The sequence below is a fragment of the Bradyrhizobium sp. CCGB20 genome (assembly GCF_024199855.1).
GTDB lineage: Bacteria > Pseudomonadota > Alphaproteobacteria > Rhizobiales > Xanthobacteraceae > Bradyrhizobium.
Window position 1 is genome coordinate 8,201,956 of sequence record NZ_JANADN010000001.1, and the last position, 15,435, is coordinate 8,217,390.

The 15,435-nt window shown below is 64.2% G+C and carries 16 protein-coding genes; 12 read left to right on the plus strand and 4 right to left on the minus strand.

Annotation, left to right across the window (positions count from 1 at the left end; all coding sequences use genetic code 11):
- Window positions 1-15: 15 nt before the first annotated feature.
- Entirely contained in the window at window positions 16-744 is a 729-nt protein-coding gene (locus NLM15_RS38550; protein ID WP_254123188.1) for an alpha/beta fold hydrolase, read from the minus strand.
- Window positions 745-890: 146 nt separating this feature from the next.
- Between NLM15_RS38550 and carA the strand changes: the two genes are divergently transcribed.
- Together carA and NLM15_RS38560 are read left to right on the plus strand one after the other, a co-directional pair.
- Window positions 891-2,081, plus strand: a complete 1,191-nt coding sequence (gene carA / locus NLM15_RS38555; protein ID WP_254123189.1) for a glutamine-hydrolyzing carbamoyl-phosphate synthase small subunit — start codon at window positions 891-893, stop codon at window positions 2,079-2,081.
- A 120-nt stretch (window positions 2,082-2,201) separates the two neighbouring features.
- Window positions 2,202-2,723, plus strand: a complete 522-nt coding sequence (locus tag NLM15_RS38560; RefSeq protein ID WP_254123190.1) for a hypothetical protein — start codon at window positions 2,202-2,204, stop codon at window positions 2,721-2,723.
- Between the two features lie 108 nt (window positions 2,724-2,831).
- Here the strand turns inward: NLM15_RS38560 and NLM15_RS38565 are convergent, their stop codons facing one another.
- Window positions 2,832-3,356, minus strand: coding sequence for a Dps family protein (locus NLM15_RS38565; protein WP_254123191.1), 525 nt, complete (start codon window positions 3,354-3,356; stop codon window positions 2,832-2,834).
- 113 nt (window positions 3,357-3,469) lie between these two features.
- Here NLM15_RS38565 and NLM15_RS38570 point away from each other — a divergent pair, with 113 nt between their 5' ends.
- Entirely contained in the window at window positions 3,470-4,171 is a 702-nt protein-coding gene (locus NLM15_RS38570) for a class I SAM-dependent methyltransferase (RefSeq protein WP_254123192.1), read from the plus strand.
- Window positions 4,172-4,417: 246 nt separating this feature from the next.
- Here NLM15_RS38570 and NLM15_RS38575 read toward each other — a convergent pair whose 3' ends face one another.
- Window positions 4,418-4,789, minus strand: coding sequence for a helix-turn-helix transcriptional regulator (locus NLM15_RS38575; RefSeq protein ID WP_254123193.1), 372 nt, complete (start codon window positions 4,787-4,789; stop codon window positions 4,418-4,420).
- 113 nt (window positions 4,790-4,902) lie between these two features.
- Here NLM15_RS38575 and NLM15_RS38580 point away from each other — a divergent pair, with 113 nt between their 5' ends.
- From NLM15_RS38580 to greA, 3 genes are all read left to right on the plus strand, one after another.
- Window positions 4,903-6,072 carry an MFS transporter gene (locus tag NLM15_RS38580; RefSeq protein WP_254123194.1) on the plus strand — a complete coding sequence of 390 codons (1,170 nt, stop codon included), beginning with the start codon at window positions 4,903-4,905 and terminating at the stop codon, window positions 6,070-6,072.
- A gap of 141 nt (window positions 6,073-6,213) precedes the next feature.
- The gene (gene carB, locus NLM15_RS38585) at window positions 6,214-9,678 is read left to right on the plus strand and encodes a carbamoyl-phosphate synthase large subunit (protein WP_254123195.1); all 3,465 of its coding nucleotides are present in this window, start codon (window positions 6,214-6,216) and stop codon (window positions 9,676-9,678) included.
- Between the two features lie 213 nt (window positions 9,679-9,891).
- Complete coding sequence (gene greA / locus NLM15_RS38590) at window positions 9,892-10,365, plus strand: transcription elongation factor GreA (RefSeq protein ID WP_027547666.1); 474 nt, start codon at window positions 9,892-9,894, stop codon at window positions 10,363-10,365.
- 134 nt (window positions 10,366-10,499) lie between these two features.
- Here the strand turns inward: greA and NLM15_RS38595 are convergent, their stop codons facing one another.
- Window positions 10,500-10,979, minus strand: a complete 480-nt coding sequence (locus NLM15_RS38595; RefSeq protein ID WP_027547667.1) for an Lrp/AsnC family transcriptional regulator — start codon at window positions 10,977-10,979, stop codon at window positions 10,500-10,502.
- Between the two features lie 265 nt (window positions 10,980-11,244).
- On the opposite strand from NLM15_RS38595, the gene trxB reads away from it, so the two are divergent.
- The 6 genes from trxB to NLM15_RS38625 all read left to right on the plus strand — a co-directional run bounded on the left by trxB (window position 11,245) and on the right by NLM15_RS38625 (window position 15,429).
- Complete coding sequence (gene trxB / locus NLM15_RS38600; protein WP_254123196.1) at window positions 11,245-12,210, plus strand: thioredoxin-disulfide reductase; 966 nt, start codon at window positions 11,245-11,247, stop codon at window positions 12,208-12,210.
- 4 nt (window positions 12,211-12,214) lie between these two features.
- Complete coding sequence (locus NLM15_RS38605) at window positions 12,215-13,138, plus strand: LysR family transcriptional regulator (protein ID WP_254123197.1); 924 nt, start codon at window positions 12,215-12,217, stop codon at window positions 13,136-13,138.
- A gap of 449 nt (window positions 13,139-13,587) precedes the next feature.
- Complete coding sequence (locus NLM15_RS38610; protein ID WP_254123198.1) at window positions 13,588-14,496, plus strand: 4-hydroxy-tetrahydrodipicolinate synthase; 909 nt, start codon at window positions 13,588-13,590, stop codon at window positions 14,494-14,496.
- A gap of 143 nt (window positions 14,497-14,639) precedes the next feature.
- Window positions 14,640-14,810, plus strand: a complete 171-nt coding sequence (locus tag NLM15_RS38615; RefSeq protein ID WP_254123199.1) for a hypothetical protein — start codon at window positions 14,640-14,642, stop codon at window positions 14,808-14,810.
- A 189-nt stretch (window positions 14,811-14,999) separates the two neighbouring features.
- On the plus strand, window positions 15,000-15,149 hold the full coding sequence (locus NLM15_RS38620; protein ID WP_254123200.1) for a hypothetical protein: 150 nt from the start codon (window positions 15,000-15,002) through the stop codon (window positions 15,147-15,149).
- A gap of 133 nt (window positions 15,150-15,282) precedes the next feature.
- A complete protein-coding gene (locus NLM15_RS38625; protein ID WP_254123201.1) occupies window positions 15,283-15,429 on the plus strand; it encodes a hypothetical protein in 147 nt (48 codons plus the stop codon).
- Window positions 15,430-15,435: the final 6 nt, after the last annotated feature.

Genomic DNA, 15,435 nt, shown 5'->3' on the forward strand with positions numbered 1-15,435 from the left:
TATCCAACGCCTGATCTAGGCCGTTCGTGGGCCCGAGACAACCGGGGTTCCCAGCCATTCGGTGAGCGCCCGCGTCGTCGCCTCGGGCTGCTCCGGCTGCGGCAGGTGTCCGCAATCGCGAAGGACGACCAGCTTCGCGCCGGCAATGCCCTCCGCCATCTCCTTCGAGAACGCGTTGGGAATGGTGTTGTCCTGATCACCGGTCAGCACGAGCGTCGGGCATTTGATCGTCGCCAGCGTCGGCCGTGAATCCACCCGCGCAATGATCGCGGTCTGCTGCCGCAGATAGCCTTGGACGCCGACGTCCTCGCCCTGCTCATGCACGAGCTGGCGGATCGACACGTCGTCGCGGCGCGAGGGATGCACCAGCTCGGGAAACATCTCCTCGCGCGCCGCTTGCAACTCGCCGCGTCTCGCCCGCTCCATCAGGCCGCGACGGCGCGCGGTCGCCTCCGGCGTATCGGGCCGGGCCTGGGTATTGATCAGCGCGAGCTTCAAAACCCGCTCGGGCGCCTGGCGCATGATCTCGAGCGCGATGTAGCCGCCCATGGAATGGCCGGCGAGCGCAAAGCGCGGCGGCGCCTCGCTCAGCACGCGGGCGGCGATCGCCGCCATGCTGTCGTCGCGGATATGGTTGGCAATCATCACCGGGCCGAACCGCCACAGCGCCGGGATGACCGGGGCGTAAATCCGGGCCGAGGAGGCCAGCCCCGGAACCAGCAGAAGCGGGGTGGTCTGGTCCATTATTGCCTCGCAAGCCCAGGAAATTGCCGGAAATTATTCTGCCAAGCTTAAGTGCCTGAGGGGACCTGTCAAATATGCAAAAACGCATGTGAATCCCTGCTTTGCCGCTTTGACGGACGCGCCCGCGGCGACTATGAAACGCGCTCATGACACAACATGAAAACGATACCGCCTGGCCGGACCATAAACCGACCGCGCTCCTCGTGCTCGCCGATGGCACGGTGCTCGAGGGCTTTGGTCTCGGCGCCGAAGGCCACGCCGTCGGTGAAGTCTGCTTCAACACCGCGATGACCGGTTATGAGGAGATCCTCACCGATCCCTCCTATGCCGGCCAGCTCATCACCTTCACCTTCCCGCATATCGGCAATGTCGGCACCAACGAGGACGACATCGAAACGGTGAACATGGCCGCGACACCAGGCGCGCGCGGCGTGATCCTGCGCACCGCGATCACCGATCCCTCGAACTACCGCGCCACCAAGCACCTCGACCAGTGGCTGAAGACGCGCGGCATCATCGGCCTTTCCGGCATCGACACCCGCGCACTGACCGCGCTGATCCGCAGCAAGGGCATGCCCAATGCGGTGATCGCGCACGCCAGGAACGGCGAGTTCGACCTGCATGGCCTGAAGGAAGAAGCGCGCGAATGGCCGGGCCTCGAGGGCATGGACCTCGTGCCGATGGTCACCTCGGGCCAGCGCTTCACCTGGGACGAGACCCCCTGGCTGTGGGACAAGGGCTTTGGCCGCCAGGACAAGCCTGAGTTCAACGTCGTCGCCATCGACTACGGCATCAAGCGCAACATCCTGCGCCTGCTCGCCGGCGTCGGCTGCAAGGTGACGGTGGTGCCGGCGACGACCTCGTCCGACGACATTCTGGCGATGAAGCCGGACGGCGTGTTTTTGTCGAACGGACCGGGCGATCCGGCCGCGACCGGCAAATACGCGGTGCCTGTCATTCGGGACGTCATCAAGTCGGGCACGCCGACCTTCGGCATTTGTCTCGGCCATCAGATGCTCGGCCTCGCCGTCGGCGCCAAGACCAAGAAGATGCATCAGGGCCATCACGGCGCCAATCACCCCGTGAAGGACGAGACCACGGGCAAGGTCGAGATCACCTCGATGAACCACGGCTTTGCCGTGGACGAGGCGACGCTGCCACAGGGCGCGACGCAAACCCACATCTCGCTGTTCGACGGCTCCAATTGCGGCATCCAGCTCGACGGCAAGCCGGTGTTCTCGGTGCAGTACCACCCCGAGGCCTCGCCCGGCCCGCGCGACTCGCACTACCTATTCCAGCGCTTTGCCGATCTGATGCGGCAGAAGAAGAGCGCGTAAGGCGCTCTCTTGCGACTCCCTACGACATCGAGCCCGGGCCTTGTCCCGGGCTCTTGTCATTGAGGAACGTCGGCTGACGGCCCTCGTTGATCCCTGCTACGCTCACGCAGGAGCCCCATCATGTCCGTCGTCCGCGACAAGGCCGAGCCGCTCGCCATCGTCTTCGAGGATGATGGGCTCGTTCCGAACAACATCCTCCCGTTCCTGGTCTACCAGGGCGCTGTGAAGCTCGATCCCAGGCAGCCGGAAGAGACGATCGAAAACCTGTTCGAAGCGAACGGCTGGGGCGGCACATGGCGCAACGGCGTCTACGACTATCTGCATTATCACGCGACGGTGCATGAGGTGCTTGGCGTTGCGCGTGGCAGTGCCCGCGTCCGCTTCGGTGGCGACCACGGCCAGGAGCTGGAGATCAAGGCGGGTGACGTCGCGATCCTGCCCGCAGGCACAGGGCATCAGTGCATCGAGGCGAGCGGTGATTTCTGCATCATCGGCGCCTATCCGCCCGGCGCGAAGATGGTGGTGACGCGGGCGACGCCGGAGAACCACGCCAGGGCGTTGAAGACGATTCCGGAGGTCGCGCTGCCGCCGGCCGATCCGGTGACGGGCAAGGATGGGGCGCTGATGAGGTTGTGGCGGTAGCTACAACAAAGGTGCGTAGGGTGGATTAGCGAAGCGTAATCCACCTTTTCCGTTTCCGCGGAGACGTGGTGGGTTACGCCTTCGGCTAACCCACCCTACGCATCCTTCCTACGCCTCGTTACCGCCTTCCTGGCGGGTGGCTTCGAACAGGAACCAGGTGCGGCGCTCGGTCTCGTCGATGAAGTTCTCGAGGATGCTGGCGCTGGCGACATCGCCGGCCTCGTCGCACACCTCGTGCGCCTTGCGCATCGCGCTCGCGACGTGCTTGTTGTCCTGCATCAGCTCGCGCAGCATCTCGCGCGGCGGGACGTAATCCTCATTGTTGTCCTTGATGGTCTGGAGTTTGGCGACCTGACCGATCGACTTCAGCGTGGTGCCGCCGATCTTGCGGACGCGCTCGGCCAGCTGGTCGGTGGTGGCGAAGATCTGGTCGGACTGCTCGTCGAGCAGCAGATGATAGTCGCGGAAATGCCGGCCGCTGATGTGCCAGTGGAAATTCTTGGTCTTCAGATACAGCGCGAATGCGTCGGCCAGAAGCACGTTGAGCGCCTCCGAGACCTTCTTGACACCATCGGGCGACAGATCGGTGGGGGTATCGAGATCGGGCGAGACCTTGCTGGGGGCTTTGCTCACGGGAAACCTTCCTGTTAGGACGCGGACATTGACGGCGCGCCGCCGCACCCCTAACGCAGGCGGGCAGCGCCGGTTCCTTCAACGGAACCGTTTGGCCGGGACCCTCGGATATCATGGACGATTGGATCGACTATTACGACTCCACGCATACGATCTATGTCAGCAAGCTGCATCGCGATTTGCACTTCCAGATCATCGCGCGGGACATCATCGGCTACATCTCGTCGCCCGAGGCGACCGTGCTCGACTATGCCTGCGGCGAGGCGCTGTCGGCGACCCAGGTGGCAGCTAGCTGCGGCAAGCTGATCCTCGCCGAGCCCGCCCCCGGCGTGCGCGGCCGGCTGATCGCGCGATTTGCCCCGAATACAAAAATCCGTGTCCGCTCGCTCGACGACGTCCGCAAGATGCAGGACCAGTCCATCGACCTCGTGGTGATGAACTCGGTCGCGCAATACATGGCGCCGGAGGAGCTCGATGCTGCGCTCATCAACATCCGGCGGCTGCTGACACCGTCCGGCAAGCTGGTGCTCGGAGATATCCTGCAGCCCAACGTCGGCATGTTCAGGGATGTGATGGCGCTGCTCAGCTTCGGCCTGCGTCACGGCTTCCTGAAAGACGCGCTGATCGGACTGATCAGCACCGCGCTGTCAGATTATCGTCATCTGCGCACGCGCATCGGGCTGCAGCGCTATAGCGAGGACGAGATCGTCGCCAAGCTGACCGCGGCCGGTTTCGCTGTCCAGCGCGCCCACACCAATATCGGCCATAATCGCTGGCGCATGACTTTCATCGCGCGGCCGCCTCTGGTTCGTTAAGCATAACGATTGCCCGAGGTGGCTTGTTACCTGCCAATCGGTAAAGATCGGCGCGGCCCGGTGGCGGAAGCGTCTACGCGAGGGCGGTGCATCGCTCTTTATCCTGGTTCAAATCCAGGCCGGGTCTCCACGCTTCGCCCCTGCGGGGCTACGCGTGGCGCAGCCACGCAAGATCCGCATGGAGGAAGCGTGTCCGGCGTAGCTTGAGCGACGCGAGAGCGAAGACGGACTGTCCACTCCAGAACCTCAATCCATTTCCACCGTTTCGCACGCGGGCAACAGCTGAAGCCGCGCGGCATCCTTTGCCGCAGAGCTGATCACGGCATCGAGCAATCCCGGAAAGCGTGCGTCCAGATCCTCGCGGCGCAGCCGCATGAAGCGGTTGGTTCCCGCCACGCGCGTGAGCATCAGGCCGCATTCGCGCAGCTTGGCGAAGTGATAGGCTAGATTCGACTTGCCGCTGAGCGCGTTGAAGTCGCCGCAGCAGAGTTCGCTGCTGACACGTTCCTGCTGGGCGAGCTGGTACACGATCGCCAATCGGATCGGATCGCTCAGGCAATCCAGAACCATCGGCAGCTCGATCTGCTCGCGGGTGGGATGGAGAGGCGTGCGGCTCATGACCCGGGAATGATAGCGAAGCGGCCACAATGTTCAATAGTTCTTGAACCAATTGACTCTACATCCACCGCATTCAATAGTTCAATAAACATTGAACATAGGGATATCATCCAATGAGCGTGTTCTGGCTGGCCTTGGCGGCTTTTGCGATCGGTACGGAAGGCTTTGTCATTGCAGGGCTTTTGCCGGCGATCGCCACGGACCTCACGATTTCCGTCTCGGCCGCCGGGCAGCTTGTGACCGCCTACGCCCTCACCTATGCGGTCGGCTCGCCGATCCTCGCGGTAGCGCTCAACAACATCGACCGCCGGACCGTGCTGGCCCTGGCGCTCTCGACCTTCATCGCCGGAAATCTCGCCGCGATGGTGGCCTCCGACTATGCGCTGCTGCTGGCCTCGCGCATGCTGATGGCGCTGGGCTCCGGGCTGTGCATGCCGACCGCGCTCGCCGTATCGGTCGCCGTCGCTGCGCCCGAACGGCGCGGCCGCGCGGTGGCACTGGTCACGTCGGGCCTCACGGTTGCGACCGTCATCGGTGTTCCCCTCGGCAATCTGGTCGGCAGCCTGCTCGGCTGGCGCGCAACCTTCGCCATGGTGGCCCTGATCGGCGCCGTCGCGCTCGCCGGGCTGCTGCTCGGCCTGCCCAAAGGTCTGCCGCGCAACACCGCCTCGCTCAGCGAACGGCTGGCGGTGGCGCGTCACGGCAATGTCCTGATCGCGCTTCTGATCACGATTTTATGGGGGCTTGGCGGTTTCACCGTGTTCACCTATTTCGCGGTCCCGCTGCGCGGCCTCGGTTTCGACGCGACGCAAATCAGTCTTGCGCTGCTGGTGTTTGGCGGCGCGGCGGCGATCGGCAACCTGCTCGGCGGCATCCTGGCCGACCGGCTCGGGACGCTCGCCACCGCCGCCCTCGGCCTCGCCGGCATGGCCAGCGCGCTGATCCTGCATTCGCTGGTCCTGAAGCTGATGCCCGGACAGGCGCATTACGCGGTGCTGGGTGCGATCTTCCTCTGGGGCATCTCGGGATGGGCGTTCTATCCGGCCCAGATCGCCAGCATCATCCGGATCGAGCCGCAGGCCTCGATGATCGCGCTCTCGCTCAACGCCTCCGCCATGTATCTCGGCTTCGCCATCGGCGGGGCCTTGGGCGGCGCGGTGCTGGCCACCCTCTCGCCGACCGACCTTGGCTGGATCGGCGGATCGAGCGTCGCGGCCTCCCTTCTGGTGCATCTCGCCCGTGGCTGGCAGGCACGGCCAAAACCCGTCAAAATTGCCGGTTGATGGGCGTTTTTCGGGGTTTCGCCGCCCCGGAATCTGGTCTAAGACCCACCCGCGCGCGAGGGAGACCCCGCGCTCTCGCACAAGGGGACGCGCGGCAAGCGCGCCCTTTTTTTGTGCCCAGATTCCAGCCCGCGAGCGGTGATGCCTAAACGTACCGACATCTCGACCATCCTGATCATTGGCGCCGGTCCCATCGTGATCGGCCAGGCCTGCGAGTTCGACTATTCGGGCACCCAGGCAGTGAAGACGCTGAAGGAAGAGGGCTATCGCATCGTCCTCGTCAATTCCAACCCGGCCACCATCATGACCGATCCGGAATTGGCCGATGCGACCTATATCGAGCCGATCACGCCCGAGATCGTCGCCAAGATCATCGAGAAGGAACGTCACGTCATTCCCGGCGGCTTCGCGCTGCTGCCGACCATGGGCGGACAGACCGCGCTGAACTGCGCACTGTCGCTGCGCCGGCAGGGCACGCTGGAGAAGTTCGACGTCGAGATGATCGGCGCCACCGCAGACGCGATCGACAAGGCCGAGGACCGCCAGCTGTTCCGCGAGGCCATGACCAAGATCGGCCTTGAGACGCCGAAGTCGCGGCTCGCCAACGCCTCCGAACTGAAGAAGTCCTTCCGTGACAAGTACCAGGCCGAGCGCGCGAAGGCGTCGGGCGCAGAGCTCGCAGAGCTCGAGCGGCAGTGGACGCTCGGCGAAAGCGACCGCCGCAAGCGCTATCAGGATCATGCGCTCGGCCAGGCGCTGATGGCACTGTCCGAGATCGGCCTGCCCGCGATCATCCGTCCCTCTTTCACGATGGGCGGCACCGGCGGCGGCATTGCCTACAACAAGGAAGAGTTCCTCGACATCATCGAGCGCGGCCTGGACGCGTCTCCGACCAACGAAGTGCTGATCGAAGAATCCGTGCTCGGCTGGAAAGAGTACGAGATGGAGGTCGTGCGCGACAAGAAAGACAATTGCATCATCGTCTGCTCGATCGAGAACCTCGATCCGATGGGCGTGCACACTGGCGATTCCATCACGGTCGCGCCGGCGCTGACGCTGACCGACAAGGAATACCAGATCATGCGCGACGCCTCGCTGGCGGTGCTGCGCGAGATCGGCGTCGAGACCGGCGGCTCCAACGTGCAGTTCGGCGTCAATCCCGAAGACGGCCGCATGGTCGTGATCGAGATGAACCCGCGCGTGTCGCGCTCCTCCGCGCTGGCCTCGAAGGCCACCGGCTTTCCGATCGCAAAGGTCGCCGCCAAGCTCGCGGTCGGCTACACGCTGGACGAAATCGCCAACGACATCACCGGCGGCGCCACGCCGGCCTCCTTTGAGCCGACCATCGACTACGTCGTCACCAAGGTGCCGCGTTTCGCCTTCGAGAAATTCCCCGGCGCTTCCACCACGCTGACCACTTCCATGAAGTCGGTCGGCGAAGTCATGGCGATCGGCCGCACCTTCCAGGAAAGCCTTCAGAAGGCCTTGCGCGGGCTCGAGACCGGCCTCACCGGCCTCGACGAGATCGAGATCGAGGGTCTCGGCCAGCACGACGACAAGAACGCGATCCGCGCCGCGCTCGGCACGCCGACGCCGAACCGCATCCTTCAGGTCGCCCAGGCCATGCGGCTCGGCTGGACCAACGAGGAGATCTTCAACTCCTGCAAGATCGATCCGTGGTTCCTCAGCGAGATGCGCGGCATCGTCGACATGGAAGAGAAGGTCCGCAAGAACGGCCTGCCGGGCAACGCCTTCGGCATGCGCACGCTCAAGGCCATGGGCTTTTCCGACGCGCGGCTCGCCGTGCTCGCCGAGACGACGGAAGCCGAGGTGACCGCCAAGCGCCACGCGCTCGGCGTTCGTCCGGTCTACAAGCGCATCGACACCTGCGCGGCCGAATTCGCTTCGCCCACCGCCTACATGTATTCGACCTATGAGGCGCTGTTTGCAGGCGCACCTGCGGACGAGAGCTCGCCGTCGGACAAGAAGAAGGTCATCATCCTCGGCGGCGGGCCCAACCGTATCGGCCAGGGCATCGAGTTCGACTATTGCTGCTGCCACGCCTGCTTCGCGCTGCATGACGCCGGCTACGAATCCATCATGGTCAACTGCAACCCGGAGACGGTGTCGACCGACTACGACACCGCCGACCGGCTCTATTTCGAGCCGCTCACCGCCGAGGACGTGCTGGAGATCATCGCGAAGGAGCGCTCGAACGGCACGCTGCACGGCGTGATCGTGCAGTTCGGCGGCCAGACTCCGCTGAAGCTGGCGCGTGCGCTGGAAGCCGCCGAAGTGCCGATCCTCGGCACCTCGCCCGACGCCATCGACCTTGCCGAAGACCGCGACCGCTTCAAGCGCGTGCTCGACAAGCTGCGGCTGAAGCAGCCGAAGAACGGCATCGCCTATTCGGTCGAGCAGGCAAGACTCGTCTCCGCCGATCTCGGCCTGCCGCTGGTGGTGCGCCCGTCCTACGTGCTCGGCGGCCGCGCGATGCAGATCATCCGCGAGGAGAACCAGCTCAACGACTATCTGCTCGGCACGCTGCCCGAGCTGGTGCCGGCCGACGTCAAGGCGCGCTATCCGAACGACAAGACCGGGCAGATCAACACCGTGCTCGGCAAGAACCCGCTGCTGTTCGACCGCTATCTGTCCGACGCGACCGAGATCGACGTCGATTGCCTCTGCGACGGCAAGGACACCTTCATCGTCGGCATCATGGAGCACATCGAGGAAGCCGGCATCCATTCCGGCGACAGCGCCTGCTCGCTGCCGCCGCACTCGCTCGAGCCTGAGATGATCGAGGAGCTGGAGCGGCAGACGCGTGAGCTGGCGCTCGGCCTCGACGTCGTCGGCCTGATGAACGTGCAGTACGCGATCAAGGACGGCGAGATCTACGTGCTCGAAGTCAACCCGCGCGCCTCGCGCACGGTGCCCTTCGTCGCCAAGGTGGTCGGCACGCCTGTTGCCAAGATCGCGGCGCGCATCATGGCCGGCGAGAAGCTCGCCGACTTCAAGCTGAAGAAGGCGGACTTCAAGCATGTCGGCGTGAAGGAATCGGTGTTTCCGTTCGCACGCTTCCCCGGCGTCGACACGGTGCTCGGCCCCGAGATGCGCTCGACCGGCGAGGTCATGGGCATCGACAGCTCCTTCGCGGTGGCATTCGCCAAGAGCCAGCTCGGCGGCGGCACGCGGGTGCCGCGCAAGGGCACGGTGTTCGTCTCGGTTCGCGAGAGCGACAAGACGCGCATCGCCGAGGCCGTTCGCGAATTGCATTCGCTCGGCTTCAAGGTGCTGGCGACATCAGGTACGGCACGCTTCCTGACCGACCAGGGCATCCCGACCGAGAAGGTGAACAAGGTGCTGGAGGGACGGCCGCACATCGTCGATGCCATCACCAATGGCGACGTCCAGCTCGTCCTCAACACCACCGAAGGCCCGCAGGCGCTCGCCGACAGCCGTTCGCTGCGGCGCGCGGCCCTCTTGCATAAAGTGCCGTATTACACCACTCTTTCCGGGGCCGTGGCGGCCGCGCAGGGCATCCGCGCCTATCTGGGCGGGGACCTTGAGGTTCGTACCCTGCAGAGCTACTTTTCGGAAACCTGATCGCTAGCGGCGGCGAAGCCTCCGCTAAGTGATTGGCAATGAAGCCACAATGGCCGCAGGAACTGTCCGGCCATTGTGGCGGTTCTGTTCCGTTGCCAAGCCCATATCTGTCAGCTTCGGCGGCCCCACGCGTTGGGCTCCGGAAGACCGACGAATCAAGGTTGCGGCGCCCATCTGCGTTCTGGGGCGCACGATCGAAGGACGAGAGAGAAGATGGAAAAGGTTCCGATGACTTCGGCCGGATTTGCCGCGCTCGGGGAAGAATTGAAGAAGCGCCAGTCCGAGGACCGTCCGCGCATCATCGAGCATATCGCGGAAGCGCGTTCGCACGGCGACCTGTCGGAGAACGCGGAATATCATGCCGCGAAGGAAGAGCAGTCCCACAATGAAGGCCGCATCGCCGAGCTCGAGGACAAGCTCGCGCGCGCCGACATCATCGATATTTCCAAGCTGTCCGGCGACACCATCAAGTTCGGCGCCACCGTGACGCTGGTCGACGAGGACACCGAGAAGAAGACGGTGTGGCAGATCGTCGGCGAGGTCGAGGCCGACGCCAAGAAGGGCCGCATCTCCATCACCTCGCCGCTCGCGCGCGCGCTGATCGGCAAGAAGAAGGGTTCGACCGTCGAGGTCAACGCCCCCGGTGGCGCCAAGGCGTATGAGATCACCAAGGTGGAGTGGCGGTAAGGATTTGCCGCTGCGAGTGACGTTGAGAAAGAGGCCGCGCGGTGCGCGGCCTCTTTTGTGTCTGGGTGCTTTTAACCTCGCCCCGCTCGTCGCTGCGAGCGCAGCGCTGCGTCCGGAGCCGAGAGCGGAGCGAGCTAACGCCGCCCCTTCACATCCAGCGGCACCGCGGCCTCGTATTTCGAGTTATGCAGCACCAGCGAGGTCCGCACGTTGCGCACATGCGGCGCGGCGGTCAGGTGGGTGACGAAATCCTGGAAGGTCGCCATGTCAGGGGCGACGCATTTCAGGATGAAATCGACCTCGCCCGACAGCATCCAGCATTCCCGCACCAGAGGTTCGGCGCGGACGAACTCCTCGAAGGCGCGCAAATCCGCCTCGGCCTGGCTGGACAAGTGCACGGCGGCGAACACAGTGACGTCGAAGCCGAGCTTTCGGGCGTCCAGGAGGCCGCGATAGCCGTGGATATACCCCTCCTCCTCCAGCGCCCGGACGCGGCGCAGGCAAGGTGGCGGCGAGATGCCGACGCGCTTGGCCAGCTCGACATTGGTGATTCGACCGTCGGCCTGGATCTCGGTGAGAATCTTCAGGTCGATCTCGTCTAGGTTCCGCGACACGTGATTGGAACTCCTGGCCTTTGCGGCGGTATTGGTGGGTTTGCCGCAATCCTCATAGCCAGTCCGCAGCGATTGCGCAATTTTATTGCGCGTGCAGCGCAATCGACTTTTGTTCCCTGTTGGAAAAATCCGCCGACAGGGAATGCAATTCTTGCATAGCTCACCAGAAGGCTTAGATTAGCTCTTATATTTCAGCGCCTCCGCGAGGCCTCCCGGCACGTTCCGCGCCCGCGCTGCAAATCCCCCGTGAAAGGCGTCCATCGAAATGTCCGCTCCTGTTCATGCAAAGGTCGTGATTATTGGCTCCGGCCCCGCCGGCTACACGGCGGCGATCTACGCCGCGCGCGCGATGCTCGAGCCGATCCTGATCCAGGGCATCCAGCCGGGCGGTCAGCTCACCATCACCACAGACGTCGAGAACTATCCGGGCTTCGCCGACGTGATCCAGGGCCCGTGGCTGATGGAGCAGATGGAGAAGCAGGCGCTTCACGTCGGCACCCAGATCAAGACCGATCTGGTGGTCAAGCTCGATACCACGCAGCGGCCGTTCCGCCTCACCTGCGATAGCGGCGACGTCTATCTCGCCGACGCCGTCATCCTGGCCACCGGCGCCCAGGCGCGCTGGCTCGGGCTGCCGTCCGAAGTGAAATTCCAGGGCGGCGGCGTGTCGGCCTGCGCCACCTGCGATGGCTTCTTCTACCGCGGCAAGGAAGTCGTGGTGGTCGGCGGCGGCAATACGGCGGTCGAGGAAGCCCTGTACCTCACCAACCATGCCTCGCAGGTCACCATCGTGCACCGTCGCGATCACTTCCGCGCCGAGCGCATCCTGCAGGAGCGTCTGTTCAAGCACCCGAAGATCAAGGTGGTCTGGGACTCGGCGGTCGACGAGATCTGCGGCACCGAGAACCCGAACAAGGTCACCCATGTGCGACTGAAGAACGTCAAGACCGGTGCCTTGACCGATGTGCGGACCGACGGCGTCTTCATCGCCATCGGACACGCACCGGCGACCGAGCTCGTGAAGGGCCAGGTCAAGCTCAAGCCCTCGGGCTATGTCGAGGTCGCCCCGAACTCGACCGCGACCTCGGTGCCCGGCCTGTTCGCCGCCGGCGACGTCGCCGACGAGACCTATCGCCAGGCCGTCACGGCCGCCGGCCTCGGCTGCATGGCAGCACTCGAAGCCGAACGTTTCCTGGCCCTGCGCGCCAGCGAGCGCGCCGCAGCGGAATAAGATCATGCCTCGAACACGCGACGGATTTACGGATATGGATTGGGACAAGCTGAAGGTGTTTCACGCGGCGGCGGAAGCGGGCAGCTTCACGCATGCGGGCGAGCAGCTCGGCCTGTCGCAATCGGCGGTGTCGCGCCAGGTCTCGGCGCTGGAGCAGGAGCTCTCGGTCTCGCTGTTCCACCGCCACGCCCGCGGCCTGATCCTCACCGAGCAGGGCGACCTCCTGTTCCGCACCGCGCATGACGTGTTCATGCAGCTGCAGGCGGCGCGCGCCAAGCTGACCGACAGCCGCGAGCGGCCGAGCGGCGACCTCAAGATCACGACCACGCCCGGTGTCGGCATCAACTGGCTGATCCCGCGGCTCGGCGAATTCACCGCGCTCTATCCGGAGATCCGGATCTCGCTGATCGTCACCGACGAGGAGCTCGACCTGTCGATGCGCGAGGCGGACGTCGCGATCCGCACCCGCAAGCCGACGCAGCCGGATCTGATTCAGCGCAAGCTGTTCGCGATGGGCTTCCACGCCTATTGCTCGCCTGATTACATCAAGCGCTTCGGCACGCCGCGCACGCTCGAGGAGCTCGACTCCCACCGCATCATCACGCTCTCCGACGGCAGCTTCGCGCCGCATCTGCAGAACCGCAACTGGCTGATCGAAGCGGGACGCAACGGCTCGGGCCCGCGCGAAGCCTACTTCAAGGTCAACAACATCCTCGGCCTCGTCCGCGCCTGCCAGCAGGGCCTCGGCATCGCCGCGCTGCCGGATTATCTGATCGAAGAACAGAGCCGCCTCGTGCAGCTGTTCGGAGAATCGGATTCGATCCAGCTCGACACCTATTTCGTCTATCCCGAGGAGTTGAAGACGGTCGCGCGCGTGCAGGTGTTCCGCGACTTCGTGGTGAGCAAGGCGCAGCGCTGGCCGTCCTGATTTCCGCATGTCTGACATGCGGCCTCGGCTGTTGCTGCATGCCGCTCGTCAAGCTCATACTGCTTGCACGCTGAGCCTTCGCGTTGCGCATTTGTCCCCCTCCTCCAGTGGCGCGGGAGTTCAGTAATCCCTCTTGGAAGGTGATTGTGTCGGCCTCACGTGGCCAATACCTTAAGCCGGGCCCTCTGGGTCCGGCTTTTTTTCTGCCCTGTTCGGCCTTCGCGTTCCGCGTGTATTGACAGTTCCACGCATACCCCGCATCATTTAAGAATGATCACGAAGTCGTGCGCAATCGTCTCGAAAAAAGGCCCCCATCCCGGGGCCTCGGATTTTTGCGCGCGCTAATACAGCTTCGTCATCGCAAGCAAATCCCGAAAACCCCGCCGCCTGGACGGGGTTTTTTCATGTGCCCTCCGTCTCAGGTTTTTTTCCCGAGAAGGAGATGGAATATGACCGGACTACAGGAACATTTGCACGGGCTGTGGCTGCCGCTGGTGACGCCGTTTCAGGGCGGCGCGCTCGACGAGAGGTCGCTGCGACGGCTGACACGGCACTACTCCGGACAGGCCGTCGACGGCTTCATCCTGGGCGCCACCTCCGGCGAAGGCATGACGCTGCGCGAGGCTGAGCTCGAGCGGCTCGTCGCCATCGTGCGCGACGAGATGGCGGCGGGCCGCCGCAGCTTGCCGATCTGCCTCGGACTGTCGGGCGCGGATACGTCGCGGTTGAAGGACCGCCTCGACGAGACCGCGGACTGGCCGATCGACGGTTATCTGATCGCGAGCCCCTATTATGTGCGGCCCTCGCAGCGCGGCCTGTCAGCGCATTTCGAGGCGCTCGCCGATCACGCCGCCTGGCCGATCGCGCTCTACAACATCCCCTATCGCACCTCGGTGAACATCACCAACCAGACCATGCTGCGGCTCGCCGAGCATCCAAACATCATCGGGCTGAAGGATTGCGGCGCGAGCCGCGAGCAATCCATCGCGCTGCTGCGTGACCGGCCGAAGGGCTTTCGCGTGCTCACCGGCGAGGATGCGAACTACCTCGACGCGCTCACCGACGGCGCCGACGGCGGCATCGTGCTGTCGGCGCATGTCGAGACCGCGACGTTTGCGGCCGTGTATGCCGAGGTGAAGCGCGGCAATTACGATGCGGCGCAGACGCACTGGCACGAGGTCGCCGAGCTGACGCGGCTGTTGTTCACCGAGCCGAGCCCGGCGCCGGCGAAGTACTGGCTGTGGCGGTGCGGCCTCATCGACAGCCCCGAAGTGCGCCTGCCGATGGTCGAGATCGGCAGCGAGCTCGCAGCGACGATCGACCGCGAGATCGAGCGGCGGATGAAAGTCGCGGCATAGCCGCTTCCTCTCTTCACGCACGCGCTGCCCCTTCTCCTCTTTCTCGCCGCTAACGCGGCGAGCCACCCTCTCCCACAACAAGGGGAGAGGGAAGGCAGCGTCGTGTCCGCTCGACAACGTTTCGATTTTGGAAAGATCGACCTATGGGAATTCGTCAGTGGCTCGATGCCCTGAAGGCGGCATGGAACGGCCCGTCATGCGCGAGCGAGCTATCGGAGTGGCTGCGGCGCGATATCGGGCTGAACGCCGACGATTTGAAATCCCGTCCGCAGCACATCGACGAGATCAGAAGGAAATACAGCGGGTGGGTTTAGGCGATCGACCGATCGGCGCGGCGGGGAGTCTTCACTCCTCCCCTGGAGGCCCCCTCCAGGGGAGGGTAAGAGCCGCCGTAGTTAACCGCAGGCGAACGGCCTTCGCATCTGCCGCATGGCGCATCCACGGCTCGTTTACGCAATCGGGCCTATCGTTGCCGTTCAAGGTCTTTCGGAGGGGGAATTACCATGGGCCAACGCACCCGGCCTACGGCCGCGCGCCAATTCGCGCCCGCCGATCTCTTGCAGGGAATTCTGTTGGTGTCGTCATTCGGTTTCTGGGCGGTGATGCTCGGCCTGATGCCGGTGCTGCTGTTTCGTGTCTGGCTGGTCGGCTGACGCGCGCACCCGCGCGGATGGTTAATCCGTGGTAGCACCTGTGTTCGAATGCGCGCGAGATTGCGACGCGGAATCTTAAAACATCCCGCCTATCACTGACGTCGATTAAGCGAAGAAATCGCGGGGGCGTTTCGTGAATACTCAGAATGAAGTGGTGTCGCATTACGACGCCGGACAGCAGAGCTTTACCACCGAGGACATTCTCTGGGCCGCCGGCATCTGGTCGGTGATCCTCACCCTGTCGCCGGTCATCGTATTCTACATGCTGATGGTGGCGTAACTTTCA

Excerpts from the sequence above, each read along its gene's own strand:
- NLM15_RS38550 (WP_254123188.1), bottom strand. The coding sequence starts at position 744 with ATGGACCAGACCACCCCGCTTCTGCTGGTTCCGGGGCTGGCCTCCTCG.
- carA (WP_254123189.1), top strand. The coding sequence starts at position 891 with ATGACACAACATGAAAACGATACCGCCTGGCCGGACCATAAACCGACC.
- NLM15_RS38560 (WP_254123190.1), top strand. The coding sequence starts at position 2,202 with ATGTCCGTCGTCCGCGACAAGGCCGAGCCGCTCGCCATCGTCTTCGAG.
- NLM15_RS38570 (WP_254123192.1), top strand. The coding sequence starts at position 3,470 with ATGGACGATTGGATCGACTATTACGACTCCACGCATACGATCTATGTC.
- NLM15_RS38575 (WP_254123193.1), bottom strand. The coding sequence starts at position 4,789 with ATGAGCCGCACGCCTCTCCATCCCACCCGCGAGCAGATCGAGCTGCCG.
- NLM15_RS38580 (WP_254123194.1), top strand. The coding sequence starts at position 4,903 with ATGAGCGTGTTCTGGCTGGCCTTGGCGGCTTTTGCGATCGGTACGGAA.
- carB (WP_254123195.1), top strand. The coding sequence starts at position 6,214 with ATGCCTAAACGTACCGACATCTCGACCATCCTGATCATTGGCGCCGGT.
- greA (WP_027547666.1), top strand. The coding sequence starts at position 9,892 with ATGGAAAAGGTTCCGATGACTTCGGCCGGATTTGCCGCGCTCGGGGAA.
- trxB (WP_254123196.1), top strand. The coding sequence starts at position 11,245 with ATGTCCGCTCCTGTTCATGCAAAGGTCGTGATTATTGGCTCCGGCCCC.
- NLM15_RS38605 (WP_254123197.1), top strand. The coding sequence starts at position 12,215 with ATGCCTCGAACACGCGACGGATTTACGGATATGGATTGGGACAAGCTG.
- NLM15_RS38610 (WP_254123198.1), top strand. The coding sequence starts at position 13,588 with ATGACCGGACTACAGGAACATTTGCACGGGCTGTGGCTGCCGCTGGTG.
- NLM15_RS38615 (WP_254123199.1), top strand. The coding sequence starts at position 14,640 with ATGGGAATTCGTCAGTGGCTCGATGCCCTGAAGGCGGCATGGAACGGC.
- NLM15_RS38620 (WP_254123200.1), top strand. The coding sequence starts at position 15,000 with ATGGGCCAACGCACCCGGCCTACGGCCGCGCGCCAATTCGCGCCCGCC.